The 25,315-nt window shown below is 64.0% G+C and carries 25 protein-coding genes; 13 read left to right on the top strand and 12 right to left on the bottom strand.

The genetic code is table 11. From position 1 onward, the window contains the following. Positions 1-92: 92 nt before the first annotated feature. Positions 93-854, bottom strand: coding sequence for an AEC family transporter (locus FHS31_RS03860; RefSeq protein WP_167071981.1), 762 nt, complete (start codon positions 852-854; stop codon positions 93-95). Positions 855-892: 38 nt separating this feature from the next. Here FHS31_RS03860 and alaS point away from each other — a divergent pair, with 38 nt between their 5' ends. From alaS to FHS31_RS03835, 5 genes are all read left to right on the top strand, one after another. Beyond that, a complete protein-coding gene (alaS, locus tag FHS31_RS03855; protein ID WP_167071980.1) occupies positions 893-3,556 on the top strand; it encodes an alanine--tRNA ligase in 2,664 nt (887 codons plus the stop codon). A gap of 51 nt (positions 3,557-3,607) precedes the next feature. Beyond that, the gene (locus tag FHS31_RS03850) at positions 3,608-3,994 is read left to right on the top strand and encodes a hypothetical protein (RefSeq protein WP_167071979.1); all 387 of its coding nucleotides are present in this window, start codon (positions 3,608-3,610) and stop codon (positions 3,992-3,994) included. A 106-nt stretch (positions 3,995-4,100) separates the two neighbouring features. Continuing rightward, on the top strand, positions 4,101-4,784 hold the full coding sequence (locus FHS31_RS03845) for a Crp/Fnr family transcriptional regulator (protein WP_167071978.1): 684 nt from the start codon (positions 4,101-4,103) through the stop codon (positions 4,782-4,784). Positions 4,785-4,811: 27 nt separating this feature from the next. Then, a complete protein-coding gene (gene epsC, locus FHS31_RS03840; RefSeq protein WP_167071977.1) occupies positions 4,812-5,504 on the top strand; it encodes a serine O-acetyltransferase EpsC in 693 nt (230 codons plus the stop codon). Beyond that, positions 5,504-5,842, top strand: a complete 339-nt coding sequence (locus FHS31_RS03835; protein ID WP_167071976.1) for a DUF2794 domain-containing protein — start codon at positions 5,504-5,506, stop codon at positions 5,840-5,842. Before epsC ends, FHS31_RS03835 begins: the two co-directional genes overlap by 1 nt. Before the next feature lie 92 nt (positions 5,843-5,934). Here FHS31_RS03835 and FHS31_RS03830 read toward each other — a convergent pair whose 3' ends face one another. The 5 genes from FHS31_RS03830 to gph all read right to left on the bottom strand — a co-directional run bounded on the left by FHS31_RS03830 (position 5,935) and on the right by gph (position 10,325). Further along, positions 5,935-7,071 carry a hypothetical protein gene (locus FHS31_RS03830; protein ID WP_167071975.1) on the bottom strand — a complete coding sequence of 379 codons (1,137 nt, stop codon included), beginning with the start codon at positions 7,069-7,071 and terminating at the stop codon, positions 5,935-5,937. A 103-nt stretch (positions 7,072-7,174) separates the two neighbouring features. Then, entirely contained in the window at positions 7,175-7,873 is a 699-nt protein-coding gene (gene phoB / locus FHS31_RS03825) for a phosphate regulon transcriptional regulator PhoB (RefSeq protein ID WP_167071974.1), read from the bottom strand. Between the two features lie 5 nt (positions 7,874-7,878). Next, the gene (gene phoU / locus FHS31_RS03820; protein ID WP_167071973.1) at positions 7,879-8,577 is read right to left on the bottom strand and encodes a phosphate signaling complex protein PhoU; all 699 of its coding nucleotides are present in this window, start codon (positions 8,575-8,577) and stop codon (positions 7,879-7,881) included. 53 nt (positions 8,578-8,630) lie between these two features. Further along, positions 8,631-9,659, bottom strand: a complete 1,029-nt coding sequence (locus FHS31_RS03815) for an ATP-binding protein (RefSeq protein ID WP_167071972.1) — start codon at positions 9,657-9,659, stop codon at positions 8,631-8,633. Continuing rightward, the gene (gph, locus tag FHS31_RS03810; protein WP_167071971.1) at positions 9,660-10,325 is read right to left on the bottom strand and encodes a phosphoglycolate phosphatase; all 666 of its coding nucleotides are present in this window, start codon (positions 10,323-10,325) and stop codon (positions 9,660-9,662) included. It lies immediately after the preceding gene. Between the two features lie 59 nt (positions 10,326-10,384). On the opposite strand from gph, the gene glmU reads away from it, so the two are divergent. Both glmU and FHS31_RS03800 read left to right on the top strand, forming a co-directional pair. Beyond that, on the top strand, positions 10,385-11,728 hold the full coding sequence (glmU, locus tag FHS31_RS03805; RefSeq protein ID WP_167071970.1) for a bifunctional UDP-N-acetylglucosamine diphosphorylase/glucosamine-1-phosphate N-acetyltransferase GlmU: 1,344 nt from the start codon (positions 10,385-10,387) through the stop codon (positions 11,726-11,728). A gap of 6 nt (positions 11,729-11,734) precedes the next feature. Then, entirely contained in the window at positions 11,735-12,199 is a 465-nt protein-coding gene (locus FHS31_RS03800) for an NUDIX domain-containing protein (RefSeq protein WP_167071969.1), read from the top strand. 11 nt (positions 12,200-12,210) lie between these two features. Here FHS31_RS03800 and FHS31_RS16345 read toward each other — a convergent pair whose 3' ends face one another. Next, complete coding sequence (locus FHS31_RS16345; RefSeq protein WP_167071968.1) at positions 12,211-12,432, bottom strand: DUF5818 domain-containing protein; 222 nt, start codon at positions 12,430-12,432, stop codon at positions 12,211-12,213. Between FHS31_RS16345 and FHS31_RS03790 the strand changes: the two genes are divergently transcribed. The 5 genes from FHS31_RS03790 to FHS31_RS03770 all read left to right on the top strand — a co-directional run bounded on the left by FHS31_RS03790 (position 12,328) and on the right by FHS31_RS03770 (position 16,812). Next, the gene (locus FHS31_RS03790; RefSeq protein ID WP_243843271.1) at positions 12,328-13,197 is read left to right on the top strand and encodes a phasin family protein; all 870 of its coding nucleotides are present in this window, start codon (positions 12,328-12,330) and stop codon (positions 13,195-13,197) included. The genes FHS31_RS16345 and FHS31_RS03790 overlap by 105 nt on opposite strands. A 190-nt stretch (positions 13,198-13,387) precedes the next feature. Continuing rightward, a complete protein-coding gene (gene clpS / locus FHS31_RS03785; RefSeq protein ID WP_167072062.1) occupies positions 13,388-13,717 on the top strand; it encodes an ATP-dependent Clp protease adapter ClpS in 330 nt (109 codons plus the stop codon). 152 nt (positions 13,718-13,869) lie between these two features. Beyond that, positions 13,870-15,186, top strand: coding sequence for an alginate export family protein (locus FHS31_RS03780; protein ID WP_167071967.1), 1,317 nt, complete (start codon positions 13,870-13,872; stop codon positions 15,184-15,186). Between the two features lie 71 nt (positions 15,187-15,257). Beyond that, a complete protein-coding gene (gene murA, locus FHS31_RS03775; protein ID WP_167071966.1) occupies positions 15,258-16,544 on the top strand; it encodes a UDP-N-acetylglucosamine 1-carboxyvinyltransferase in 1,287 nt (428 codons plus the stop codon). Positions 16,545-16,653: 109 nt separating this feature from the next. After that, the gene (locus FHS31_RS03770) at positions 16,654-16,812 is read left to right on the top strand and encodes a hypothetical protein (RefSeq protein ID WP_167071965.1); all 159 of its coding nucleotides are present in this window, start codon (positions 16,654-16,656) and stop codon (positions 16,810-16,812) included. Positions 16,813-16,848: 36 nt separating this feature from the next. On the opposite strand, the gene FHS31_RS03765 is transcribed toward FHS31_RS03770, so the two are convergent. From FHS31_RS03765 to FHS31_RS03750, 4 genes are all read right to left on the bottom strand, one after another. Then, positions 16,849-17,358 carry a Rid family hydrolase gene (locus tag FHS31_RS03765; protein WP_167071964.1) on the bottom strand — a complete coding sequence of 170 codons (510 nt, stop codon included), beginning with the start codon at positions 17,356-17,358 and terminating at the stop codon, positions 16,849-16,851. Positions 17,359-17,513: 155 nt separating this feature from the next. Then, positions 17,514-20,231: a TonB-dependent receptor plug domain-containing protein gene (locus FHS31_RS03760; RefSeq protein WP_167071963.1), complete on the bottom strand. Its 2,718-nt coding sequence runs from the start codon at positions 20,229-20,231 to the stop codon at positions 17,514-17,516. A gap of 260 nt (positions 20,232-20,491) precedes the next feature. Further along, positions 20,492-23,005, bottom strand: a complete 2,514-nt coding sequence (locus FHS31_RS03755) for a TonB-dependent receptor plug domain-containing protein (RefSeq protein ID WP_243843214.1) — start codon at positions 23,003-23,005, stop codon at positions 20,492-20,494. Between the two features lie 240 nt (positions 23,006-23,245). Next, complete coding sequence (locus tag FHS31_RS03750; protein ID WP_341786278.1) at positions 23,246-23,797, bottom strand: GNAT family N-acetyltransferase; 552 nt, start codon at positions 23,795-23,797, stop codon at positions 23,246-23,248. Between the two features lie 247 nt (positions 23,798-24,044). Here FHS31_RS03750 and phhA point away from each other — a divergent pair, with 247 nt between their 5' ends. After that, complete coding sequence (gene phhA, locus FHS31_RS03745; protein ID WP_167072061.1) at positions 24,045-24,908, top strand: phenylalanine 4-monooxygenase; 864 nt, start codon at positions 24,045-24,047, stop codon at positions 24,906-24,908. On the opposite strand, the gene FHS31_RS03740 is transcribed toward phhA, so the two are convergent. Continuing rightward, positions 24,898-25,314: a c-type cytochrome gene (locus tag FHS31_RS03740; protein ID WP_167071960.1), complete on the bottom strand. Its 417-nt coding sequence runs from the start codon at positions 25,312-25,314 to the stop codon at positions 24,898-24,900. The genes phhA and FHS31_RS03740 overlap by 11 nt on opposite strands. Between the last annotated feature and the right edge of the window lies 1 nt (position 25,315).

Here is a 25,315-nt window from a genome sequence, read left to right as displayed (position 1 = left end):
CCGTTTGATCCCCATCGTCCGCTCCGCGTCTCAACACGGAACCTCATGAATCAGACATCAAACCCTTTTGGAATCCTAAATGTCGATACAACCTAAGAAGTACAGCCCTTCGACAAGCTCAGGGCGAACGGTCCTTTTAGAGCAACACCCCGCGCCAGCACCGCAATCGTCACCGCCCCCAGCACCGTCGAAATCAGGATCGTCCGCGACGCCAACGCCGCCTCGCGCCCGTAAAGCTCCGCTAGCATGAACGATCCCGTCCCCGTGGGCAGCGCCGCGAGCAGGATCGCCGCCACGATCAAACGGTTGCGGCTGAGGGCCTTGCAGACGGTCAGCACCGCGCGGCCTAGGCTCGCCTTCTGCTGGCCGGCGATCTCTACGATTAGCACCGCGATAGCAAGCAGGAGCGAGACGGTCAGCAGGCTGGCGATCACCGCTGCCTCGGTGCCGACCGGGCCGATCAGCCCCGCCATCAGCGGCAGGCCGATGATGGCGGTGTTGGAATAGCTCGCTGCCAGCGCCGCCAGCGAGCGATCGGCGCCGTTGCGTGCGCCCGGCAGCGCCAGGAAAAAGGCGATCAGGAAGGTGATCGCGGCGCCGCCCCCGAACGCCAGCACGAACGCGGGCTGATCGAGCTGCCGCCAATCACCCACCGCCAGCGATCGGAATAACAGGGCCGGCAGCGCCAGCGAGACCGTGAAGCCGTTGAGCACGGCCACGCCGCCCGGCCCGACCTTGCGCATCCGCCCGAACAGCGCACCGGCGCCGATCAGCGCAAAAACCGGGAAAATGGCGGCGAGAATGGCGAACACGATCGCTGCTTTAGCGCTGCATACCGCCGATGCCACGGCCATGCTTGAGAAGGGAGGGGCGCTCGCCTAAGTCGCATGCTATGACATCGACCAACGATATCCGCCGGTCCTTCCTCGATTACTTCGGGAGCGCGGGCCACCGCATCGTGCCCTCCGCGCCGCTGGTGCCGCACAACGATCCGACCCTGATGTTCGTCAACGCGGGCATGGTGCCGTTCAAGAACGTCTTCACCGGGCTGGAGACGCGGCCCTATTCGACCGCGACCAGCAGCCAGAAGTGCGTTCGCGCCGGCGGCAAGCACAACGATCTCGATAATGTCGGCTATACCGCGCGGCATCATACCTTCTTCGAAATGCTCGGTAATTTCTCGTTCGGCGATTATTTCAAGGAAGAGGCGATCACCCATGCCTGGACCCTGCTGACCAAGGAATGGGGGCTGAACCCCGACAAGCTGACCGCGACGGTCTATCATACCGACGATCAGGCGTTCGATCTGTGGAAGAAGATCGCCGGCCTGCCCGAAGAGCGCATCATCCGCATCCCGACCAAGGATAATTTCTGGGCGATGGGATCGGATGGGCCGTGCGGACCCTGCTCCGAAATCTTTTACGATCATGGCGATCATATCTGGGGTGGCCCGCCGGGATCACCGGAGGAGGACGGCGACCGTTTCGTCGAGATCTGGAATCTCGTCTTCATGCAGTTCGTGCAGGAGAATGACGTCCAAATCGGCGAGCTGCCCAAGCCGAGCATCGATACCGGCATGGGGCTGGAGCGGATCGCGGCGGTGCTGCAGGGCGTCCACGACAATTACGATACGGATACGTTCAAGGCGCTGATCGCCGCCTCGGGCGAGCTGACCAAGAGCGCCACCGATGGCGACAACACCGCCTCGCACCGGGTGATCGCCGATCATCTGCGCGCGTCGGGCTTCCTCGTCGCCGACGGCGTGCTGCCGGCCAATGAGGGGCGGGGCTATGTGCTGCGCCGGATCATGCGGCGCGCGATGCGGCATGCGCACCTGCTCGGATCGGCCCAGCCGCTCATGCATCGGCTGGTGCCCGCGCTGGTGGCCGAGATGGGCGCGGCTTATCCCGAGCTGGTCCGCGCGCAGCCGCTGATCGAGGAGACGCTGAAGCTGGAGGAAATCCGCTTCCGCCAGACGCTCGCCAACGGCCTGCGCCTGCTCGATGAGGCGACCGCGACAATGCCCGATGGCGGCACGCTGCCCGGCGCCACCGCGTTCAAGCTCTATGATACGTTCGGCTTTCCCTACGATCTCACCGAGGATGCGTTGCGCGGGCAGGGCATGACCGTCGATCGCGCGGGCTTCGATGCGGCGATGGCGGAGCAGAAGGCCGCGGCGCGCGCCGCCTGGAAAGGATCGGGCGACAAGGCCAGCGACGATATCTGGTTCGATATCGCCGAGGAGCACGGCGGCACCGAATTCATCGGCTATTCGGGGCATGAGGGCGATGCGCAGGTCATTGCGCTGGTCAAGGATGGCGCGCGCGTCGATGCCGCGCTGGCGGGCGAAGAAGTGGTAATCCTCACCAACCAGACGCCTTTCTATGGCGAAAGCGGCGGCCAGCAGGGCGATGCCGGAAAAGCCAATAATGACAGTGGCTTCTCGGCCGATATTGGCGATACGTCCAAACCGCTCGGGCGTCTGCATGCGCACAAGGCCAAGGTCACTGGCGGATCGATCAAAGTCGGCGATGCGATCCATCTCGCGGTCGATGTTGCGCGCCGTTCGCAACTGCGCGCCAACCACAGCGCGACGCACCTGCTGCACGCCGCCTTGCGGCAGCGGCTGGGCGGGCATGTCTCGCAGAAGGGCAGCCTCGTCGCCGCCGATCGCCTGCGCTTCGATTTCGCGCATCCCAAGCCGCTGACGGGCGAAGACATTGCCTGGATCGAAGCCGAGGTGAACCGGCACATCCGCGAGAATGATGCTGTCACCACCCGCCTGATGACCCCCGACGACGCCATCGCCGCGGGCGCGATGGCGCTGTTCGGTGAGAAATATGGCGACGAGGTCCGCGTGCTGTCGATGGGCAAGGGCGTCGAGCAGAGCTGGTCGGTCGAGCTGTGTGGCGGCACCCATGTCGGTGCCTTGGGCGATATCGGCCTGTTCAAGATCGTTACGGAAAGCGCGGTTTCGTCCGGTGTCCGGCGCATCGAGGCGCTGACCGGCGAGGCGGCGCGGCTCTATCTCGCCGGCCGCGAGGAGCGGCTGCGTGAAGCCGCCGCGACACTCAAGACCACGCCTGATGAGGTGCCCGCGCGCATCGCCACGCTGGTCGAGGAACGGCGGCGACTGGAACGCGAACTAACCGAAGCCAAGAAGGCGCTCGCGTTAGGCGGCGGCGCGGGTAAGGCCGAAGCGAACGCGCCCGAACAGGTGGCGGGTACGGCTTTCTACGGCCAGATACTCGCGGATTTCGATCCCAAGGGCCTGCGCGGCCTGGTCGACGAAGCCAAGGCTCGGCTCGGCTCGGGTGTCGCCGTCGTGGTCGCGACCAAGGATGGCCGCGCCACCGTCGCGGTGGGCGTCACCGACGATCTTGTCGCGCGTCTTTCCGCGGTCGATCTCGTCAAGCGCGCGGTCGCCGCGTTGGGCGCGCAGGGCGGCGGCGGCCGTCCCGACATGGCGCAGGGCGGCGGGCCCGACGGCGCCAAGGCGGCAGAGGCCGTGGCAGCGGTGCGCGAGGCGATGGCCGGGAGCGCCGTCGCCGCCTGATCTGGCGGCGTCGGCAAAGCAACTTTCCCGAGCCTTGTCGATTGATCGGCCATGGTCTTGCTCGCTCTCGCGCTTGCCTCGGCTTCCCTCCATCCCGGCATCTGGGGAGACGTTGTCGCAGCGCGTCAGTCCGGCGATTATGGCGGGATCGAATTGCGGATCGCCGTGGCCGATGCCCGCACCATCGATCTGGCGGTCTGCGAGGGTGGCTGTTCGGTGTTTCATCCGGCGATCAGGCGAACCGCCGACGGCTTCACCTTCGATCTTACTCGACGGATGCAAGACGGATTGCCGCCGCGGCACTGCGCCGCGCGGTTCGAGGGTGACCGGCTAGTGGTACGCTGGCTCGGCGAGGGAAGGGTCGATCGCCTTCGCCGACTGCGCCGCCCACATGCGCTGGCACCCGGTGCACCGCACGATATCCCCGCGCTTGGCTGAGCCATATTTGTCGTGGAGCAAATAGCGTAAGCTGATATATTCGATCAGCCTGAGACAAGGGTCGGGCAGGGATGTCGCGGCCATGCCATCGTCGTTCACCAAGGCCATGCTTTTTGCCGGCACCGCCGAAGCCTCGCGGCGTGCCCTCGAGGCCGTTGAGCAGCGTCGGCAACTCGCGGCCGGGGACGTAATCTTTCGGCAGGGCGATCCCGCGACATCGCTGATTCTGGTCGATAGCGGTCTGGTCAAGGTATGGCGCGCCACCGAGGACGGCACGCCGATCACGCTGGCGCTGCTCGGTCCTGGAGAACCGATCGGCACCTTGAACGCCGCCCGCGAGATGCCGCAGTCCGCGATGGTCAGCGCGCATATCGCCACCGAGATCATCGTCTGGCCGCTGGATGTGCTTCGAACGATCATGGCCGGCGATCCCGCGCTGTCCGCCAACGTCTCCAGCGTCGTCGCCCGTTATGCCGTGCGGATGATCGAGCGGCTGGAGGAGGTGTCGACCGCCCCTGTGGAGCAACGGATCGCGCGTGCCTTGTGTCGGGCGAGCGGTATTGCCGCGCCCATTGAGGGCGTGATCGATCTTCCGCTCTCGCGTCAGGATGTCGCCGATATGAGCGCGACGACGCTGCCGACCGTCAGCCGGATCATGGCGCGCTGGCGGAAGGCGGGGCTGATCGGCGGCCATCGCGGCCATATCCACCTGCTCGACCGCGAACGGCTGCGCGCCATCGCCGCCTTTGCGCCGGACGAGCCTCTGGCAATTGGCATCGGCGCTCCCTAGATCGACGTTTCAGGGAGCACGACGCCGATGCAGCGGGAACTGATTGCCTATCTCGATTCGATTAAGGCGCGCGATCCCGCGCCGCGGTCGCGGTGGGAGATCCTGATCTATCCGGGCGTCTGGGCGCTGGCGCTGCACCGCGTGGCGCACTGGCTGTTCGAGGCCGATCTGTGGTTCCTGGCGCGGCTGGTCAACCATATCTCGCGCTTTCTCACTGCGACGGACCTCCATCCGGGCGCCATTGTCGGCAGCGGGCTGTTCATAGACCATGGCTTCAGCGTGATCGGGGAGACCTCGGTGATCGGCGACAATGTCACCATCTATCAGAACGTCACCTTGGGCGGCACCAATCCTGCCAACGGCATCGCCGGCAAGCGCCATCCGACGATCGAGGATGACGTTATCATCGGATCGGGCGCGCAGGTGCTGGGGCCGATCACGGTGGGGAAGGGCGCGCGCATCGGCGCCAATGCGGTGGTGACGCGCGATGTGCCGCCGGGCGCGACGATGGTCGGTATTCCGGCGCGATCGACGCTGGTCGATGCGGACACGCTGCAGCATTTCGTGCCCTATGGCACGCCGTGCAGCGAGCGGTTCGATCCTGCCACGCAGCAGCTCGAGATCCTTCGGTGTGAGGTGGAAACGCTGCGCGCCAAGCTCGCCGAGCTGATCGAGGCGCGCGGCGATCGGTCTGACGAAGCGGATCGCCAATCGGCCTGATGGGCGTCGTCACCCCCTTTCCCCGCGCCGGCGAGCCGCAGGTCGCGTTCGACCGCGTCGAGCTTGATCGCATCCTCGGCCTCTATGGCCGGATGGTCGCGGCGGGCCATTGGAAGGATTATGCGATCCACTTCGGCAAGGATGCGGCGAGCTTCGCCTGTTTCCGCCGCACCGCCGAGCGGCCCGAATATCGCATCGAGAAACGCCCCGCGCTCCGCCAACGGCAGGGGCAATGGGCGCTGATCGGTGAGGGCGGTGCGGTGCTCAAGCGCGGACATGAGCTTGGCCCTGTGCTGGCGCCGGTGGAGCGCAAGTTGATGAAGCTGGTGGAAGAGTAAGTGCATAGTGCTCCGGCGAAGGCCGGAGCGCTGGAAAGGGGAGTGCGACGCGTGTCGGCAGCGCTCCGGCCTTCGCCGGAGCACCGATCGGATCAAGCCGGTCTTGGCGTCACCACCACGGGCCGATCCAGTGCGGGCAGCTTGGCTTGCCAGTCTAACGGCAGCTTGCTTACCACCACCCGCCGCGCGACGTGCCAGAAGGCGGAGAGCATCAGCAGCAGTGATCCGATCACCAGCCCGGTCAGCGCAACATTGAGGCTGACCGCGCCGAACTGCTTGAACAGAGCCTCCATCGCGTAGAGCACGTAGAACAGGCTGGAGACGAGCAGCGCGCGGCGATCGATCGCCAGTGCCACTATCCCGAACAGCACGTAGAGCCCGATTACGACCAAAGCGGTGCCCGCATTCACCTCGCCGTTCATCACGCCAAGCAGCCAGAAGATCGGATGCGCGATCATCGGCGCTGCGGCGAGGTGCAGCCAGAAGGCGACGTCGGACCGCCGCGTCGTCCGCGTGCGATCGCTCATGTCCCACCACATCGCGAAGGCGAAGACGCAGAGACCTGAGCCCAACAGCATCCAGAGCCAGGCGTTGAGCAACGCGGGCACGGCGGCGAAGGTGAGGCTGATGACGGTGCTGACCAGCGCGCCGGTGAGCGCGGCGATGGTGATCGGCACGTGGAAGCGGCGCCAGTGAAGGTAGATCGCGCCGGCGGTGCAAATGCCGACGAAGGCGGCCGATGTCGCGGCGGCCTGATCGCGCAGACCGGGCATGATCACCTGCACCAGACCAAACAAGGCGCCGGCGGTGCCGAGCGCAAAGGTCGCCAGCAACAGAATGCTCGGCAGCGCCATGCGGCGGGCCCTCGTGAAATATTCGGCGAGCATCCAACTCGTCGCCGCGACGAATGCGCCGCCGAACAGCGCGCTGGCCGCCATATGACGCTGGAATGCGGCCTGCTCGGGCCCGAACGGATCAATCTCGGGGGAGAGCGGTGCGGGCAGGAAAGCGCCGCCGATGCTCGATCCGATCCAACCGACCGCAACCAGCAGCAGGATCGCCGCGATCGAGACAAAGATATCGTTGAAGCCGGTGATCAGCCGGAAGCTTTCCTCATCGACCAGCGGCGACGCGCGGTTCTGCGCGACGCTGGCGCGGAGCGCAGCGGCGGCTTCGGGCGTCAAGGCTCCGGAAGCGACGGCGGCTTCGATATCGCTTTCGCTGTACATGGGTCGGCTCTCCTCGAGCGCCGAATAGCATTACTGTGTTAATGAGACAATACAGCAGGATTGCGGTGTGCCGAAGCCCCCTCCCCGGAAGGGAGGCGAGTTGTTAAGCTACTTCCTCGGCATCCAGCGCGTAGCCCGCCGAGCGCACGGTGCGGATCAAATCCGGCCGCTCGCCCAAATTGATCGCCTTGCGCAGGCGGCGGATGTGGACGTCGACCGTCCGCAACTCAATATCGCTATCCTGCCCCCAGACGCTGTCGAGCAGCCGTTCGCGCGAGAAGACCCGACCGGGATGTTCGAGGAAGTGCCGCAGCAGGCGATATTCGGTGGGCCCCAGCGCGATCGCATGGCCGTCGCGGCGGACGCGATGCTCGGCGAGGTCCATTTCCAGCCCGCTATATTCCAGCCGCTCGCCGTTGATGGCGGGGCGCGTCCGCCGCAGCACCGCCGCGATGCGCGCCACAAGCTCGCGGGGCGAGAAGGGCTTGGTTACGTAATCGTCGGCGCCGGTGTTGAAACCGCGCAGCCGATCCTCTTCCTCACCGCGCGCGGTCAGCATTATGATCGGCGTGCTGCGCGTCTCCGGCATGCGGCGCAGGCGGCGGCAGACCTCGATCCCCGAAAGCCCCTCGATCATCCAATCGAGCAGCACCAGATCGAAATGCGATTCGGAGACGCGCAGCAAAGCCTCCTCGCCATCGGCGGTCTGCTCGATGCTGTGCCCTTCGCGTTCGAGATGCCAGATGATCAGCTCGGCGAGTGCGGCATCGTCTTCAACCAGCAGGATGTGAGCGGTGGTCATGGCCTTCAATTTCCGTCCGTGAGCGTATCGATGCCGCGCGTCCGCTCGCCCATCTGCTCCCCCGTCGCGGCGAAATAGACCATCTCGGCGACGTTGGTGGCGTGATCGCCGATCCGCTCGAGATTCTTGGCGATGAAGAGGAGGTGCGCGGACGCGGTGATGTTGTGCGGGTTTTCCATCATGTAGGTGAGCAAGGCGCGAAACAGGCTGTTGTAGAAATCGTCGACCCGCGCGTCCGATTGCGCAACGCGGACCGCCGCCTCAGCATCGCGCGCAGCAAAGGTATCGAGCGCAGCGTGGACGATTTCGGACGTGGCGCGCGCCATTGCGGGCAGGATCGCCAGCGGTTCGATTCCCCGCGCTTCCACCAGGAGCGGCACGCGCTTGGCGATATTCTTGGCATAATCGCCCATCCGCTCGACCACGCCCGCGATCTTAAGCGCGGCGAGGATCTCGCGGAGTTCATCGGGCTGATCGGCGCGCAAACCGATCAGGCGGACGACGCGGCGTTCGACCTCGGCTTCCAGCGCATCGATTCGCTGATCGGCCTTGACGATCGCGGCGGCACTCTCGGTATCGCGGTGGGTCAGCGCTGCAACGGCGTCGTCGATCGCGGCTTCGGCAAGCCCGCCCATTTCCGCCACCAGCCGGCGCAGCTCGGCGAGATCGAAGTCAGCGGATCGGATATTTGGTACGGTCGCCATGATGTCCTTCGTGCCTAGAATCTTTGCACGACAGGATTGTTACAGGACTTTTGTTACAGAATCTCGGCGTCCCGCGGCAAAACGACCGAAACGCGCGTGCCGATGCCCGGCGTGCTGGCGATATCGAGGCGGCCGCGGTGCCGCTCGACGATATGTTTGACGATGGCGAGCCCTAGCCCGGTGCCGCCCACCGCTCGACTGCGACCGGCATCGACGCGGTAGAAACGCTCGGTGAGGCGGGGGAGGTGATCGCGGCTGATGCCTTCGCCCTCATCCTCGACCAGCAAAAGCGCGCTGCCGTCGTCGGCTTGCAGAGTGACCTTTACCTCGCCGCCCTCACGTCCGTATTTCAGGGCGTTGCCGACGATATTGTGAATCAGTTGCGAAATCTGGCTGCTGTCGGCGCGGGCGAGCAGCGGGCTATCCGGCAGGGTGAGCCGCAGGCGTCCCCCGGCAATGCCGCCGGCTTCGATCTCGGCGCAGGCGACGCGGACCGTGGAGGCCAGATCGATGCTTTCGCGCGGGCGGACGTAGCGATCCGCCTCGATCCGCGACAAGGACATCAGATCGTCGATCAGCCGCTGCATCCGCCGCGCTTCGCCGCCCATGATACCCAAGAAGCGCATCCGTATAGCGGCATCGTTGGTGCCGTTCGCCTCTTCCAGCGTTTCGATGAAGCCCATCAACGTGGCGAGCGGGGTGCGAAGCTCGTGGCTGGCGTTGGCGACGAAATCGGTGCGCATCCGCTCGGCAGCAGCGGCCTGGCTATGATCGATCAGGCGAACCAGGCGGCGTGACTGGCCCAGTGGGCGCACCTCCATCTCCCAGCGCCGCTCGGGATCGCCGAGGCCGCCCAATTGCGCCGATCCTTCACCCGATCCGCTTAGCAGGCCGGTGGCGTCGGGATGGCGGATCGCCAGCCGCAAATCCTCGCCTTCGACATAGGTGCCGAGCAGTCGGCGGGCGGCGGCGTTGGCGCGCTCTACGGTGAAGCCGTCGATCAGCAGCAGCGGCATATCGAAGGCATCGAGCAGCGCCGGCATATCCTCTTCGACGGTGACGATTTTGCCCGCGTGCGCCATTCAGCCGAGCCGCTCCAGCGCGGGGATGAGCGCGTCGAAATGATCGATCAGGATGTCTGCGCCGAGTTGCTCCGGCGGAAGATCGGAGAAGCCGAAGGTCAGCGCCACGCAGGGCACGCCCGCTGCGATTGCGGTCTTCGTATCGGTGATGCTGTCGCCGATGAACGCGGCGCGGCCGCCGCCGGCGCGGGCGATCGTCTCCAGCAAGGGTTTCGGATCGGGCTTGCTCACGCCGCAGCTATCGCCGCCGATGATGACAGGAAAACGACTCGTCCACCCGATCGCATCGATGAAGGAGCGCGCGAGATGCTCAAGCTTGTTGGTGCAAACCGCCAGCGCCACGCCACGCGCCGCCAGTCCGTCCAGCGCCGCCTCGCAGCCGGGAAAGACCAGGCTCGTATCGGCGATATGGGCCTCGTAATAGTCGAGGAACAGCGGAAAGCCGAGATCGACCGTCTCCTCGTCGTTTACGCCGGCAGCTGCCAGCCCCTGACGCAGCAGCGCCCGCGCGCCATGGCCGACCATATGGCGCACGTCGGGCGCTGAGACGGGCGGATAGCCGAGCCGCTCCAGCGCATGATTGAGCGCGGCGGTAAGATCGGGCGCGGTGTCTGCCAGCGTGCCATCGAGATCGAACGCGACCACATCAAAGGGAAAATCGGCCATGGCCGTGCCTAAGCCCGAGCGATATGGCCGGTGCAAGTGTTTGATGGCAGAGGAGGCCCATGACCGAACCGACCCCGCTCGCCGCCATCATCCTCGCCGCCGGCCAGGGCACGCGGATGAAATCCGATACGCACAAGGTGCTGCACCCGATCGCGGGCAAGCCGATGCTCGGTCATCTGATCGATGCGGTGCAGACGTTGGGCGCCGAGAGAAGCGTTATCGTCGCGGGCGCGCGGCGCGAGCAGATCGAGGCCTTTGTCGAGCCGCTTGGGCTGACGGTGGCGCTGCAGGCGGAGCAGTTGGGCACGGCCCACGCGGTGCTGCAGGCGAAGGCGGCTCTCGCGGGTTTCGATGGCAACGTGCTGATCCTCTACGGCGATGTACCCCTCGTCACCCGGGAGACGATGGCGCGGATGATCGATCGGCTGGAGGCAGCGGACACGCCCGCGATCGTCGTGCTCGGCTTCCGCCCGCCCGATCCGCTCGCCTACGGGCGGATCGTCGCGGAAGGCGATCGGATCGTGAAGATGGTCGAATTTAAGGACGCGACCCCGCAGGAGCGCGCGATCGATCTTTGCAACTCGGGGCTGATGGCGGCGCGGGCCGCTGATCTTTGGCCGCTGCTCGAGCGTGTCGGCAACGCCAATGCCGCCGGCGAATATTATCTGCCCGACATCGTCATGCTCGCCGCCGAGGAGGGCAAGGCGTCGGCGGTCATTGAGACCGATCCGGCGGAGGTCGCGGGTGTCAACAGCCGCGCCGAACTGGCCGAGGTCGAGGCCGGATGGCAGCGCCAGCGGCGCGCGGCGGCGATGGCGGATGGCGCGACATTGCTCGCGCCGGATACGGTGTGGTTCGCCGCCGATACGCGGATCGGGCGAGACGTGACGATCGGCCAGAATGTCGTGTTCGGTCCGGGCGTGGTGATCGCCGACGGCGTCACCATCCACGCCTTCAGCCATATCGAGGGCGCCACCGTGGCGAGCGGTGCGATCATTGGCCCCTACGCGCGACTGAGGCCGGGGGCCGAGGTGGGGGCGAACGCACATGTCGGCAATTTCGTCGAGATCAAGAAAGCGAAGCTGGGGGAGGGCGCCAAGGCCAATCACCTCACTTACATCGGCGATGCCGAGATCGGTCCCGGCACCAACATCGGCGCGGGCACGATCACCTGCAATTATGATGGGTTCGGCAAATATCTCACCCGGATCGGTGCGCGCGCCTTCATCGGATCGAACAGTGCGCTGGTGGCGCCGGTGACGATCGGCGACGGCGCCATCGTCGCGGCAGGATCGGTGGTGGTGCGCGATGTCGCGCCCGATGCACTGGTGGTGGCGCGCGGTGCTCAAGAAGAGAAACCGGGCTGGGCGGCGCGCTTCCGGGCGCGGCATAAGAAAAGCTGAGGCCTGGTGCCGAAACGCAGCGCCGGCGTCCTGCTGTATCGCCGCGACGGCGATGGATTGCGCGTGCTGCTCGTCCATCCCGGTGGCCCTTACTGGCGGAGCAGGGACATCGGCGCCTGGCAAATCCCCAAAGGCATGATCGAGCCGGACGAGAGTGCCGAAGATGCGGCGCGGCGTGAGGCGGCCGAGGAATTGGGCGTCGAGATCCGCGCGCCGCTCGTTCCGCTTGCCGACGTGCGGCAGGCCGGCGGCAAGATCGTCGTGGCCTTCGCTGTGGAGCAGGATCTGGATGCCGCCGCGATTCGCAGCAACATGTTCGATCTGGAATGGCCGCCCCGCAGCGGCACGCTAAAGAGCTTCCCCGAAGTCGACGAGGCGCGGTGGATGACGATTCCGCAAGCACGCGAGCGGATGCTGACCAGTCAGTTGCCGTTGCTGGATGCGTTGGAGGCGCTTGGGTCCGAACCGTGAGCGGGAGCCGGCTATTCGGGTTGGGCGCCGCGCCCGACAAGCTGGATTCCCTCCACCTCGATCTGATCGTCGCCCGCGTAGCGCCCGATAACGCGCACCTGCTTTTGCACCTCATCAATCGGCATGCGCTGAAGGAGCAGTTCGTATCGCCCGCCAGAATCGCGGCGGAGCTGGAAACCGCCGCCATCGCGCAGCAGCAGCCCGGTTTCATCGATCCGATCGCCGATTGTCATATAGCGGCGCTACCAGATTGTGCCGCGAATGCGAAAAAACGGCGAAGTTCCGCGAATGCTGCAGCGCACAAAAATAATTTGCGAACGGTCCGCCGTTTTGGTATTGTGCGACGCAGCAAGGAGGTTTGTGTGTCGGTAAAGATCGAACAGCCAATGAGCAAACCCCGGAAAACCGCTAAAGTTTCCGCGCCCGCTGTCGAAACGGCGGCGATTGTTCCCGCTGCAGAAGCGGCTGAAATCATCGAGGCTGTGTCGTCGCCGGCCGTTCTTAGCGACGTAACGGAAGCTGCGGCTGCGCCCGCGCTCACAGAGGAAGTTGAAAAGATGGCGACGATCGAAATTCCCACCGTTGAAAAAGCTCAGGCGATGTTCGGCGACATGAACGATCGCATCAAGACCGCATTCGAGAAGAGCACCAAAATGGGTGAAGAGATCGTCGATCTCGCCAAGGGCAATGCCGAAGCGGTTGTCGCTTCCGCCAAGATCGCTGCCAAGGGTGGCGAGACGCTGGGCCAGGAAGTTGCCGAATACAGCAAGAAGAGCTTCGAGAACGCCATGGCTGTGCTAAAGAGCCTGACCCAGGTGCGTTCGCCCACCGAATATTTCCAGCTGCACAGCGATTTCGCCAAGACGTCGCTGGAAAGCGCCGTGGCGGAGGCTACCAAGGTCAGCGAATCGATGCTGAAGCTGGCGGGCGAAGTCGTGCAGCCGCTCTCCAGCCGCTACGCAGTGGCGGCCGAGAAGATCAAGACCGTTACGCTCTAAATCAGTTTATCGGGGGGCGGCGTGCCATAGTGCGCCGGATCGTTGGGCGGCTGTCTTTCGGGGCAGCCGCCTTTCGACGTTTGCGGCCCCGCTGAACCTTGCGATTCCGGCCCCGCTTCCTTATCCTTTGAATGCGCTTTGAGGCCGAGATTCCCGATCGATGATTGATGCCCCTTCGTTGAAGGTCATGATGGCAGGCCGCCGTGAAGACGGCGATGTGGATGACGCCGGCACCGGCGTCGCCACCCGCACGCGCACGCGGACCAAGCAGCCGTCACCCTATAAGGTGCTGATGCTCAACGACGATTACACGCCGATGGAATTCGTCGTACTCTGCCTGCAGCGCTTCTTCCGCATGAGCATCGAGGATGCGACCCGGGTGATGTTGCACGTCCACCAGAAGGGCGTCGGCGTCTGCGGCATCTTCACCTATGAAGTCGCCGAGACCAAGGTCACGCAGGTGATGGATTTCGCCAAACAAAACCAGCACCCGCTGCAATGCACGATGGAGAAGGCGTAGCTTTATCCGGCGCGGCGCGTGTTTTGCGGGCACCGCCTGCGTACGCCGACACGCAAAGCGGCCATAAGCGCATGGCAACGCAATCTTCCTCGATCTGAGCCCCGTTAGCGACGATACGCCGTGACGCAAACCGGGGGGCAATGCGGATGAGGATGAAATGGCTTGTCGGCATTGCGATCTGCGCCAGCCCGTCGCTCGTGCACGCCGACGACGGCTTCGATCTCTCCGGAACGATGCGCCTTCGCTATGAGGCGATCTCGAACCAGCCCCGCGCAGGTTATGGGCGCAGTGATGATCTCATCAATCTGCGAACCAACCTGCTGGCAAAATATCAGGCTGGCGCCTTCACGATAGCGGGCGAGCTTTGGGATAGCCGTGTCTATGGCGAAGATGCGCGGACGCCTGTCACCACGGGCGAGGTGAATGCGCTTGAACTGGTACAGGCCTATGTCGGATGGAGGGGATCCGTGGGGAAGGCGAAAGCCGCCTTTCAGGCCGGACGATTCGTCCTGAATATCGGATCGCGCCGCCTTGTCGCCGCGGACGAGTATCGCAACACGACGAGCGGCTATACCGGCTTTCGTGCCGACACGTCGGCACCCGGCGGCATTACGGCGACTATCATTTACGTGCTTCCGCAACAGCGGCGGCCCGACGATACCGACGCGCTGCAAAGCAATGCGGTGGCTTTCGATCATGAGGGCTTTGATCTGGTGCTCTGGGGCGGCACTATTGCGAAGTCCAAGGCTTTTGGACCGGCGACTATCGAGGCGAGCTATTACCATTTGGGCGAGCATGATCTGGCCGGCCGCCCGACACGCGATCGTTCGCTGGACACCTACGGCGGGCGGCTGATCAGGGAGCCTGCCAGCAGGACATGGGATGCCGAGATCGAAGGCTTCTACCAATCCGGCTCGATCAGCGCATCCACGGCGCCGGGAGCGGCGACTCTGCCTGTATCGGCATGGTTCCTCCACGCATCGACCGGCTACACCCTGGCGGGATCGCTCAAGGCGCGGGTGTCGGTCCAATATGATTATGCCAGCGGTGATCGGGCCGGCGGCTCATACGGGCGCTTTGATACCCTATTCGGCATGCGGCGTGCCGACCTTGCCCCGGCCGGCCTCTACAATGCGGTTGGCCGCGCGAATGTCGCAACGCCGGGAGGAAGGATCGAGATTGCACCCTCGCCGCGATGGGATGCCTTTGCCACCTATCACGCGCTATGGCTGGCGGAGCGCACCGACAGCTTTTCGACGACCTCGGTTCGGGACGCCACCGGACGCGCGGGTGCCTTTGCCGGTCACCAATTTGACGCCCGGCTTCGCTGGTGGGTCGTCCCGGCGTTTCTTCGCCTGGAACTTGACGGCGTTTTGCTCGTGCGCGGCAGGTTCCTCAAGGATGCCCCCAACACCAATACTCGCGGCACGACTGCTTATGGCGCCTTCAATCTGACCGCCTCCCTCTAGCAATTGGCGCTGCCGTTCTTGGACCTCACTCACCAGATGACGCGCGCGAAACGCTCGCTTAAAGGCTGCTGATGGATCGCATCATCATTCGCGGCGGCCGTCGCCTTTCGGGCACGGTGCCGATCTCGGGCGCCAAGAATGCGGCGCTGGCCCTGCTGCCCTGTGCCTTGCTCACCGATGGCATGCTGACGCTATCGAACCTGCCCCGGCTGGCCGATGTCGATAGCTTCGGCCACCTGCTCAACGGGCTCGGGGTATCGACGACCATCGCCGGTGCGCGGCAGACGATCAGCAACGATCGCGCGATGACGCTGCATGCCGGCGAGATCGCCTCGACGCTGGCGCCCTATGACATCGTCCGCAAGATGCGCGCTTCGATCCTGGTGCTCGGGCCCTTGCTGGCACGGGCGGGGGAAGCGAGCGTATCGATGCCCGGCGGCTGCGCGATCGGCAATCGCCCGATCGACCTGCACCTGAAGGCCCTGGAAGCGCTCGGCGCGCGGATCGATCTCGCCGCGGGCTATGTGAAGGCGATCGCGCCCTCCGGCGGGCTGACCGGGGGCCGCGTGACCTTTCCGATCGTATCGGTCGGCGCCACCGAGAATGTGCTGATGGCCGCCGTGCTCGCCAAAGGCGAGAGCGTGATCGAGAATGCCGCGCGCGAGCCGGAGATCGCCGATCTCTGCCGCTGCCTGGTCGCGATGGGCGCGGAGATCGAGGGGATCGGCACCGATCGGTTGCTGGTGCAGGGCAAGCCCGCGCTGCACGGCGCCGATTATCGCGTGATGCCGGACCGCATCGAAGCGGGCAGCTATGCCTGCGCGGCCGGGATCACCGGCGGCGATCTGTTGCTGGAAGGCGCGCGCGCCGAGGATATGGGCGCGATCCTCTCGGGCCTCATCGGCGCCGGGCTCGAGGTGATAGAGGAGGAGGAGGGGCTGCGCGTCCGCACCAACGGCCCGCTGCGCGCCCTGTCGCTTTCCACCGCGCCTTATCCCGCTTTTCCGACCGATATGCAGGCGCAATTCATGGCGATGCTGGCGCTGGCCGAGGGCACCAGCGTGCTGACCGAGACGATCTTCGAAAATCGCTACATGCACGTGCCCGAACTCACACGGATGGGCGCCGATATCGAGGTTCATGGCCGCACCGCGATGGTCCGCGGCGTCAAGGGGCTGGTCGGCGCGCCGGTGATGGCCACCGATCTGCGCGCCTCGATGAGCCTGGTACTCGCCGGGCTGGCCGCCGAGGGCGAGACGCAGGTGCTGCGCATCTATCACCTCGATCGCGGCTATGAGCGGCTGGAAGATAAATTGTCCGCAGTCGGGGCGGATATCGAACGGGATGGTGACGGTTGAAGGAGCACCTGACCAAGGCACGCAAGCCGGAACGGCCCCGAACATCGGAGGATTAGCGAAATCCCTGTTTCGTGCGATGCTACTCCCCATCGACTCGGGAGAAGAGGTCGTGACGAGAGAGGGGAATGACGGGCGGATATTGCGCCGCCGCCCGGCAGATTGGGCAATTCGGGAGCGTCCTAACGACGAGCGCGTTACCTGGGTGCTGGTGACAATCGCCGTGTTAACCGTGGCGGCAGAGGTCGGTGCTCTGCTCGGCCTCTGGTGATCGCCCGGGCACCGATCGGGCGCCCGGGCGAATTGCTTACTTCTTCTTGGCGGCGATCACTTCGATCTCGACGAGGTAATTGGGGCCGGCGAGCGCACCGGCCTGGAAGGCCGAGCGTGCCGTGGTCGAGGGCGTTTCGGCCGTGTTGAAGAACATCTTCCAGCCTTCGTTCATGCCCGCGAAGTCGAGCTTGCCGTCCTTGCCCGGCGCCATGATGACCAGCGATTTGACGACATCGTTGAGCGTATAGCCATGCTCTTCCAGCGCTTTCTTGATCTTGGTCAGCACCGAGATCGTCTGCGTCTTCATGTCGCCGAAATCGTCCATCGTCATCTCGCTCGGCTTCTTTGAAGCCGAGGCGGGCAGCGGCGAGGCGAGCTGGCCCGAGAGATAGAAGATATCAGTGCCGGCCTTGATTTCGGCGCCTTGCAGGATCGGCGAAGGACTTGCCCCGGCAGGATTCTTGAACTTCATGACCTGTGCCTGCGCGCCCGTGGCCGCAAGCGCGGCGAGACCCGCGGACAGGATAAGGTGACGAAGGCGCATCGTTTCACTCCCTTTTGGCGGCACCGCCTTTGGCGGACCCAGTTACACGCTGACAGAAGCCGTACCCACACTCAACATGCGGTTCGGCCGCGGTACAAAAGGAAAGCCCGACGGCATCATGGCCGCCGGGCAATCCCGCTTTCAGAAGACGGCGATCAGAACTTCACGCCGATACGTCCGTAATAATAGCCGCCCATCACGCCATAAGGCGAGGTGACCGGATACTTCGTGATGTAGGCGGTCGAGCTGGTCGCATATTGCGCAGCGCGGAAATCCGCCGGGTATTTGTTCGGGTACTTATTGAAGATGTTGTTGGCGCCCGCGGAGATCTTGATCCCCTTGAACAGCTTCACACCCACTTCGAGATCGGTGATGAACGCCGTGCCGGTGTTGATGAAGACGTCCTGGTTGCCGTTGGTCGGGAAGGTCGTGAGGAAGCCGCTGTTGCCATAATAGCTCTCGCGGAGGTTCACCTCGAACCGGCCCATCGTCCACAAGGCCCCGAAGGTGGCACGGAACTTCGGCGTCGTGTTGATGAGGTTGGAGAGCGCGTATTTATCGACCACGGGCTGAGCCTGGTTCACATTCGCCGGCGGCGGGTTGACCTTGGTCGCCTTCGTCTTGTTGTAGTTCAACGCCAGCGACCAATCGACGCGGCCGAACTTCCCCGGCAGCGGCGTCCAGTAGGTGGCGAGGAAATCGATACCGCTGGTCTTGGTGTTGATGCCGTTGACGAAGCTGTTGATCGCAAGGCTGCCTGAAGCGCCGCCGTTGATCGCAGTGATCACCGATTGGATAGGCACGCCGTTGTTGGCCAACGCGGTCAGCACCGACGGCGAGATTATGCCGGTACAGGCGCCGCCGCCCGCCACGAAGGCGGTATAGGCGGCCTGGGCGGCTGCGCCCGTCGTGTAACCACCGGGCAGGTACTTACAATTGTTCGAATAGCCAGTGAAACCCGACGACTGCACGATGCGATCGCGGATTTTGATCATGTAGCCATCGACCGTCATGGTCAGGCGCGAAACCGGCTTCAGCACCAGACCGAGGCTGAAGTTGGTCGACTTCTCCGGCTTCAGACCACCGATGCCGAGCGCGCTGGCACCCGCCGAGTTCGGTGCGAAGATGCCCGACAGCGATGCGACGCTGACGTTGATGCCCGAGTAGAAGCCCTCGGCCAACGTCGGTGCGCGGAAGCCGGTCGACACCGTACCGCGGATAGCGATCTTGTCGTTGATGTCGAAGCGGCTGGTCAGCTTGTAGATCGTGGTGCTGCCGAAGTCGCTGTAATGTTCGTGACGGATGGCGCCATCGACCAGCCATTGCTCAACGGGCTTCACGGTCACGTCGAGATATTCCGACAGGTTGCGGCGCGTATTGTCGCTGGCGTTTGCCGGGGCGTAACCGAAGAAGGACTGCACACCGCCGCCAAGGAAGCCCGTGCCGGTATAATAAGACGAAGGATCGCCGGCTTTCAGCGCATATTCCTCCCGCCGCCATTCCAGACCACCCGCCAGCGTGACCGGCTCGGATAGGCCGAGGTCGAACTTGTGCGTGAGATCGAGATTGCCGGTGAGCTGGCTGTTGGTAAAATCGCCGTCGTGGAAGTCGCTCGGGCTGTAGCCCTTGGTCGTCAGCGTCGACGAGTCATAATAGAGCGCGGCGTTGGCTGAGTGCAGAACGTAGATGCCGTCGAAGTCACGGCCATAGGTCAGACTGGCGTCAACCGTGGTGTTGCCGAAGGTGAATTTGGCGCCGCCTGAAGCCGAATAATCGGTTTCACGCAGCTGCTCCTGCGGCGCGAAGCCCGTCGGGAAGGGAATATCGCAGAAGGTGCCTGTGGGGCAGGGGGTCGCGGTGTTGATCGTGGCCGCGGATGCCTTGCCGTACACGACGTTCGGCAGACGATAGTTCTGGTAGGTCGAACCGACGCGGCGTGAATAGCTGCCCGACGAATAAAGCTCCACATTGTTGAAGCCGGTGTAGCCCCAATTGTAGAACACGTTGGTCAGCTTCATCTGCCCATCGCCGAAGATCTGGTTCACGTAAGGATAATTCTTGAAGCCGGTCACACCCGGGAAGCGCGCGAGGATCGTGCGGCCGCCGTTGTTGCCGGTGTTGGCGGAGGTGTTCTGGCCCGTATCGACCACGCGCGGATCGACATCGCCGCGGAAGCTGTAGCCGTGGAACTTATATTCGCCGGTCAGCGACAGGAACATGTCCTCGATCGGCGCCAGGCCGATGTTGCCCTGGATATCATATTGCTTGCCGTCGCCTTCTTCATACTGGCCGGCGTTCAGGTTGAGCGTGCCGCCATGATCATTCTTCTTCAGGATGAAGTTGATGACGCCGGCGATCGCGTCCGTGCCGTATTGGGCGGCGGCGCCATCTTGCAGCACTTCAACGTGATCGATCATCTCGCCTGGGATTAGGCCGATGTCTGGCGCGGCGCCGCCCGTCCAGATCGCGTTGGTCACGACGACGTTCGCGGTGCCATGGCGGCGCTTGCCGTCGAGCAAGACCAACGTGTGGTTGGGGTTCAGGCCGCGCAGCTTGATCGAGGGGTGGAAGGCGGTCTGGTCATTGCCGAACGCCTGCGCCTGGATCGTCGGGATCTGCTGGGCGAGTGCCTGGTTGAGATCGGGTTGGCCGACGCGGCCGAGAGCGTCACTGCCGAGAATGGTGACGGGCGCCGGGCTGTCCGATGCCTTCATGCCGGTGGTGCGCGTACCCGTTACGATGATTTCGGAACCGCCGTTCTCGATCGAATCGGCCGGTGCGGGAACGGGCGCCGACTGGGCCCAGACGGCCCCGCTGGACATGGCGAGCGCGATCGCAAGCGCGCCGCGCGAAATGGATGATACAGTCTTCATATGCTCCCCCTTTGGTGCTCACGCCCTCCAGAGGCATCCTCTCCTACCGCCGGCCTTTTGCCCGGTCGCTATCCCCCAATTCTCCCTGTTGATTTGGGGGGATAATCTTTAGACGTTGCCGATCGTGAACGTCCTCAGCGAACTGGAACGGTTCGTAATATTGATCATAATGAAGCCATTTAGGTTTTCGGACGGGCGGGCGCATCGTGCCGCGCCGGCGGACGGCCGACTATTGATCGCGGGGAAGAGCGCCGTCGCCATCAGAGCTTCACCGTGAGGCGCGCGTACCAATAGCCGCCGTTGATGCCCCAGGGCGTGTAGGTGAGTGGCGCGTTGTAGATCACGCCCCCGCCCGCCGTCTCACCACCGATATAGGGTTCGGTGCCGGGCTTCTTGTTGAACAGATTGTTCGCGCCGCCGGCGACCGTGATCCGCTTGGTGAGATCATAATCCACTTCGAGATCGGTGATCCCCGCAGCGGAGACATGCGTCGGTGTATAGGTGCCGCCGCCATCGTTGAGGATTGCGTGCGTCCGCGCATAATAGGTCTCGCGGGCGATGACCGAGAAGGGCCCCATCTTCCAGTTGACGCCGCCGATCAGCTTCAATTTGGGCTGCGCGGTGGTGAGGAAGGAGGTGAGCTGCGCGTCGAACAAGGTGAGGTTCGGATTGAACGCGGTCAGAGTCGCCGGCACTACGCCCTGCTTGGTGATCTTGGTTTTGTTGTACGCGCCCGAGAGCGTGAAGACCGCATGGCCCGCGCCGCCGAAATCGGCATCATAGCTGCCCACCACATCGACACCGCGCGTCCGCGTCGTCGGGCCGTTGACGAAGGCTTCGACACCGATCGAGTTCAGGCTTTCGACATTGTAGCCGCTGCGGATGATCGACTGCCAGACGAGATCGGCGGGGTTGAACGACGTGCTCTGCGTATCGACCTCGCCCGATCCGACGATGCGATCGCGGATGCGAATCTGATAGGCGTCGACGGTCAGAGTGATGTGGGATACCGGCCGCAGCACTGTGCCGATGCTGTAATTGGTCGATTTCTCAGGCTTCAAATTCTGGATGCCGAGCACCTTGGCCGCTGCCGAATTGGCCGCGATCTGCACAAAGGCGGAGGTCGGCGAGACGTTGACCTGAGTATAATATTCCTCGGCCAGCGTCGGCGCGCGGAAGCCGGTGGAGGCGGTGCCGCGGATCGCGATCGCGGGCGTGAAATCGTACCGGCCGGTGACCTTCCAGGTCGTCTTGCCGCCGAAGTCCGAATAATCTTCGTAACGGACCGCAGCATCTAGCTTCAGATTGTCGACCGCTCCCAGCGAGAAATCGCCGTACACGGCTTCGTTATGGCGATAATGCGCCCCCGCCGAGCTGGGCGAATAGCCCGGGAAGGATTGCGCGCCGGTGCCATAATAAGAGGAAGGGTCTCCCGCGCCGATCGTATAGCTGTTGCGGCGATATTCGGCGCCTGCCGCCAGCGTGCCGATGCCATCCAGCTTGTAGGTGAGGTCGAGATCGCTGGTCCATTCGGTCGCTTCGAAACGGCCGTCGTAGAAATTGGTCGGCGTGGTGCCGGTGTTGATGAAAAGATCGCGGTTTGCGGAATTGAGCGTATGCACCTTGTCCTGATCGGCGCCGTAGGTGCTGCTGAGATCCCAATGCAGCGCGCCGACATTGCCGGTGGCGCCTCCCGTCGCCTGATAATCGAGCTCGCGGATCGCTTCCTGCGGACGGAAGCCCGATCGCGAGAAGATGTAGCTTGGATTGGCGGCGACGGTCGCATTGTAGACCGCGCTGCTGACCGTGCCCGGATCGACGCCCAGCACTGCGGTGCGCACCAGACGGTTGGGCAGGCGGATATTCTCGTAAGATTCGGCCTGGCGATGGCCGACCGTGCCGAACGTATAGAAGCTCAAGCCGTCGGTCGCATCGAAGCCGGCATTGAACGAGCCGACCGCGAAGCGTGAGCGGCTGTCGCCCAGGATCGGGTTGACGTTGGGATAATTCTTCAGCGCCTGATAATCGCTGGCGAGCGCGCCGGTGGCCGGTACGGTGTTGGTTACCGGATCAAGTACGCGGATGTCTTGTCCGCCGCGCTGGCTGAAGCCGTGATAGCGATAGAAGCCGGTCAGGTTCAGATAGCCGCGATCGGTCGTGAAGCCGTAGTTCAGGCTGCTCGAATAGGTCTTGCCGTCGCCCTTGTAATAGGTGCCGCCGGTTCCGGTAAGCTCGCCGCCGGCCTTCTTTTTCAGGATGATGTTGATCACGCCCGCGATCGCATCGGAACCATATTGCGCCGACGCGCCATCCTCGAGAACCTCGATATGATCGATCGAGGCGGGGGTGACGAAATCGAGATCGGGCGCCGCGCCGCCCTGGAACGGGCTCGCGAGAACGTGGAGATTGGCGGTGCCGTGGCGGCGCTTGCCGTTGACCAGGATGAGGGTTTCGTTGGGATTGAGCCCGCGCAGCGCCGCCGACAGCGTGAGGTTGGCCGCGTCGCCGCCGAAGCTTTCCGCGTTGAACGATGGGACGAGCTGGGTGAGCACCTGGTTTAGGTTCGGCTGGCCGACGTGGGAGATCGCTTCGGCGCCGACCAGCTTGATCGGCGCGGCGCTTTCGGCCGCGGTGATGCCGGTGAGGCGCGTACCTGTAACGATGATTTCGCTTTCGGGCGGAGCAACGCCGGCGGAGTCGGTCGTCGAGGCGGGGGCAGGAGCCTCCGCAAGGCTGGGTTGGGCGGAGCCAATCAGCGCGATCGCCAGAGCCATGCGCGAAACAATGGAAACAGACTTCATACACTAACCCCTATAAAAACTTCGGGGACATCCTCATCCGACTTATAGTTCTAATTGTTGATAGCAAAATAGCAAAAAGATAACAAAAAACCTGGAATTATCATGAATTATATTGTGCGTCTCGAATCAAATCTGCGTGGTTAATCTCTCAAGCTGTTTACCAATAAGCAACGATTACCCGTCCTCCAGAGAACATGGATGATTTTAGTGATATTATTGTAACGCTTTCTCCATGGGCACGAACCGCAACGCAATCTCGCCGCAGGGCTGCAGGATCTCGCCGCCGGCGACGTATCCGCGCGCCGCGTAGAAGGGCACGCCGGGCAGCGTCGCCATCAGCGCCATGCGCGTGAAGCCGGCGGCGGCGGCGCGAGTCTCGCATTCGGCCAGCAGGCGGCTGGCGATGCCCATCCGCGCCGCCTGCGGCGCCACAAAAAAGGCGCGTATGCGGGCGGCATCCTCGGCGGGATCGAGCAGGCCCGATGCGCGTCCGGCAAAATTATCGCCGCCGAACAAGGTGCGCCGCCGGCTCCAGCCGCCGCAGCCGAGCAGACGCCCCGCGCCATCCTCGGCGATCAGATAGGTGCCGTCATCGACGAGATCGCTGTCGACACCGAAAACATGGGTGATCGCCGCTTCGGTTTCGGCATCGCTGTAGAAGCCGCGGCCAAGTTCGCGCGCGGAGGTACGGATCAGGCCTTCAAGGGCCGCGATTTCGCCGCGCGTGGCGGGGCGCAGGATGGGAACGGTCAGGACAGACCTCACCAAAACCGGCATCCGGCAGCCGTCTTGATCGGCATTGCAACGCGAAATCGCGACATCATCAACCACCCGTGCCCGCCGACTGATTTCGGCGCGGGTTCCGTCCCTGCGAGTTAACGCGGCCTATGGGCCGTCGTGAATGCGTAACAAAACCGAAATGGCGAGGTCGCGCAAGCCCTGTTTGGCAGCGCAGCATACGCAGTTTGCCGTATGGCGCGGCGATTTCGGCGATCTGCGCTATATCCGCCGCATGGCTCTGCCCGACTCCGAACCCACCCTTCCGCCGTCGCCGGATTGGACCATTCCGCAGGATTGGGCGCGCTACACCGCCGAGGACCATGCCACCTGGGATCGGTTGTTCGCGCGGCAATCGGCGCTGCTCCCCGGCCGCGTCGCGCCCGAATTTCTCGCCGGCCTCGATATCCTGCGCCTCTCCAAGCCCGGCATTCCCGATTTCGCGGAACTCAACGATCGGCTGGGCGCGGCGACCGGCTGGCAGGTGGTGGCGGTGCCGGGATTGGTGCCGGACGCGATCTTCTTCGATCATCTCGCCAATCGCCGCTTCGTCGCGGGGCGCTTCATCCGCAAGCCTGACCAGCTCGATTATCTCGAAGAGCCGGATATCTTCCACGATGTCTTCGGCCATGTCCCGATGCTCGCGCACCCGGTCTTCGCCGATTATATCCAAGCCTATGGCCAGGGCGGGCTGCGAAGTTTAGATTTCGGTGCGCTGGACAAGCTGGCGCGGCTTTATTGGTACACGGTCGAATTCGGGCTGTTGAAGACTGCCGACGGTCTGCGGCTCTACGGCGCGGGTATCGTCTCTTCGCGTGGCGAGAGCCTGTTCGCGCTCGACGATCCCAGCCCCAATCGAATCGGTTTCGATCTGGAGCGCGTGATGCGCACGCCCTATCGGATCGACGATTATCAGCAGACCTATTTCGTGGTCGACAGCTTCGAAAAATTGCTCCGCCAGACGCAGGAGACCGATTTCGCGCCGCTTTATGCGCGGTTGGCGGAGGCGCCCGATTTGGCGATCACCGATATCCTTCCCGACGACGCGGTGATCACGCGCGGCACGCAGGATTATGCCCGAAGCCTCGCTAAGGCTTGATCGGCCCGATCGGGATCTTTGCCAGCGCAGCCGGATCGCTGGGCAGGGCGGCCTTTCCGGCGGGCATGCCGTTTTGCTGCAGAAGGTAGGCGACGACCCTGGCGCTATTCTCGGGCGTCAGCGTGCCGGGCGCCATTTGCGGCATGGCGCGATGGATATAGTCCGCCAGCGCGGCGACCGAACCGTGGCTCCAGTTGCCGAGGAACCGCCCGCCGCTCAGCGCCGGATTTTCGAGCGTGCCTTCCAGACGCTTGCCGTGACACATCGCGCATTGGCCGGCGTAGAGCTTCGCGCCTTCGGCAGCCTGGTCGTCGGTGTAGACGCCCTGCGTCGTCGTATCCGCGCGCGTCATAGTGGGCGCAGCGAGCGCGATCAGAGCGATCGTGATGACGAGCGGTGCGCGCATG

Source organism: Sphingomonas vulcanisoli, assembly GCF_011761305.1.
GTDB classification, from domain to species: Bacteria; Pseudomonadota; Alphaproteobacteria; order Sphingomonadales; family Sphingomonadaceae; genus Sphingomonas_I; species Sphingomonas_I vulcanisoli.
The sequence above is the reverse complement of the archived record's forward strand: the minus strand, read 5'-3'. Positions and strand labels throughout refer to the sequence as shown.

Bases quoted from the DNA above. Each gene is read 5' to 3' on its own strand.
- FHS31_RS03860 (WP_167071981.1), bottom strand. From the start codon at position 854: ATGGCCGTGGCATCGGCGGTATGCAGCGCTAAAGCAGCGATCGTGTTC.
- alaS (WP_167071980.1), top strand. From the start codon at position 893: ATGACATCGACCAACGATATCCGCCGGTCCTTCCTCGATTACTTCGGG.
- FHS31_RS03850 (WP_167071979.1), top strand. From the start codon at position 3,608: ATGGTCTTGCTCGCTCTCGCGCTTGCCTCGGCTTCCCTCCATCCCGGC.
- FHS31_RS03845 (WP_167071978.1), top strand. From the start codon at position 4,101: ATGCTTTTTGCCGGCACCGCCGAAGCCTCGCGGCGTGCCCTCGAGGCC.
- epsC (WP_167071977.1), top strand. From the start codon at position 4,812: ATGCAGCGGGAACTGATTGCCTATCTCGATTCGATTAAGGCGCGCGAT.
- FHS31_RS03835 (WP_167071976.1), top strand. From the start codon at position 5,504: ATGGGCGTCGTCACCCCCTTTCCCCGCGCCGGCGAGCCGCAGGTCGCG.
- FHS31_RS03830 (WP_167071975.1), bottom strand. From the start codon at position 7,071: ATGTACAGCGAAAGCGATATCGAAGCCGCCGTCGCTTCCGGAGCCTTG.
- phoB (WP_167071974.1), bottom strand. From the start codon at position 7,873: ATGACCACCGCTCACATCCTGCTGGTTGAAGACGATGCCGCACTCGCC.
- phoU (WP_167071973.1), bottom strand. From the start codon at position 8,577: ATGGCGACCGTACCAAATATCCGATCCGCTGACTTCGATCTCGCCGAG.
- FHS31_RS03815 (WP_167071972.1), bottom strand. From the start codon at position 9,659: ATGGCGCACGCGGGCAAAATCGTCACCGTCGAAGAGGATATGCCGGCG.
- gph (WP_167071971.1), bottom strand. From the start codon at position 10,325: ATGGCCGATTTTCCCTTTGATGTGGTCGCGTTCGATCTCGATGGCACG.
- glmU (WP_167071970.1), top strand. From the start codon at position 10,385: ATGACCGAACCGACCCCGCTCGCCGCCATCATCCTCGCCGCCGGCCAG.
- FHS31_RS16345 (WP_167071968.1), bottom strand. From the start codon at position 12,432: ATGACAATCGGCGATCGGATCGATGAAACCGGGCTGCTGCTGCGCGAT.
- clpS (WP_167072062.1), top strand. From the start codon at position 13,388: ATGGCAGGCCGCCGTGAAGACGGCGATGTGGATGACGCCGGCACCGGC.
- FHS31_RS03780 (WP_167071967.1), top strand. From the start codon at position 13,870: ATGAAATGGCTTGTCGGCATTGCGATCTGCGCCAGCCCGTCGCTCGTG.
- murA (WP_167071966.1), top strand. From the start codon at position 15,258: ATGGATCGCATCATCATTCGCGGCGGCCGTCGCCTTTCGGGCACGGTG.
- FHS31_RS03765 (WP_167071964.1), bottom strand. From the start codon at position 17,358: ATGCGCCTTCGTCACCTTATCCTGTCCGCGGGTCTCGCCGCGCTTGCG.
- FHS31_RS03760 (WP_167071963.1), bottom strand. From the start codon at position 20,231: ATGAAGACTGTATCATCCATTTCGCGCGGCGCGCTTGCGATCGCGCTC.
- FHS31_RS03755 (WP_243843214.1), bottom strand. From the start codon at position 23,005: ATGGCTCTGGCGATCGCGCTGATTGGCTCCGCCCAACCCAGCCTTGCG.
- phhA (WP_167072061.1), top strand. From the start codon at position 24,045: ATGGCTCTGCCCGACTCCGAACCCACCCTTCCGCCGTCGCCGGATTGG.
- FHS31_RS03740 (WP_167071960.1), bottom strand. From the start codon at position 25,314: ATGCGCGCACCGCTCGTCATCACGATCGCTCTGATCGCGCTCGCTGCG.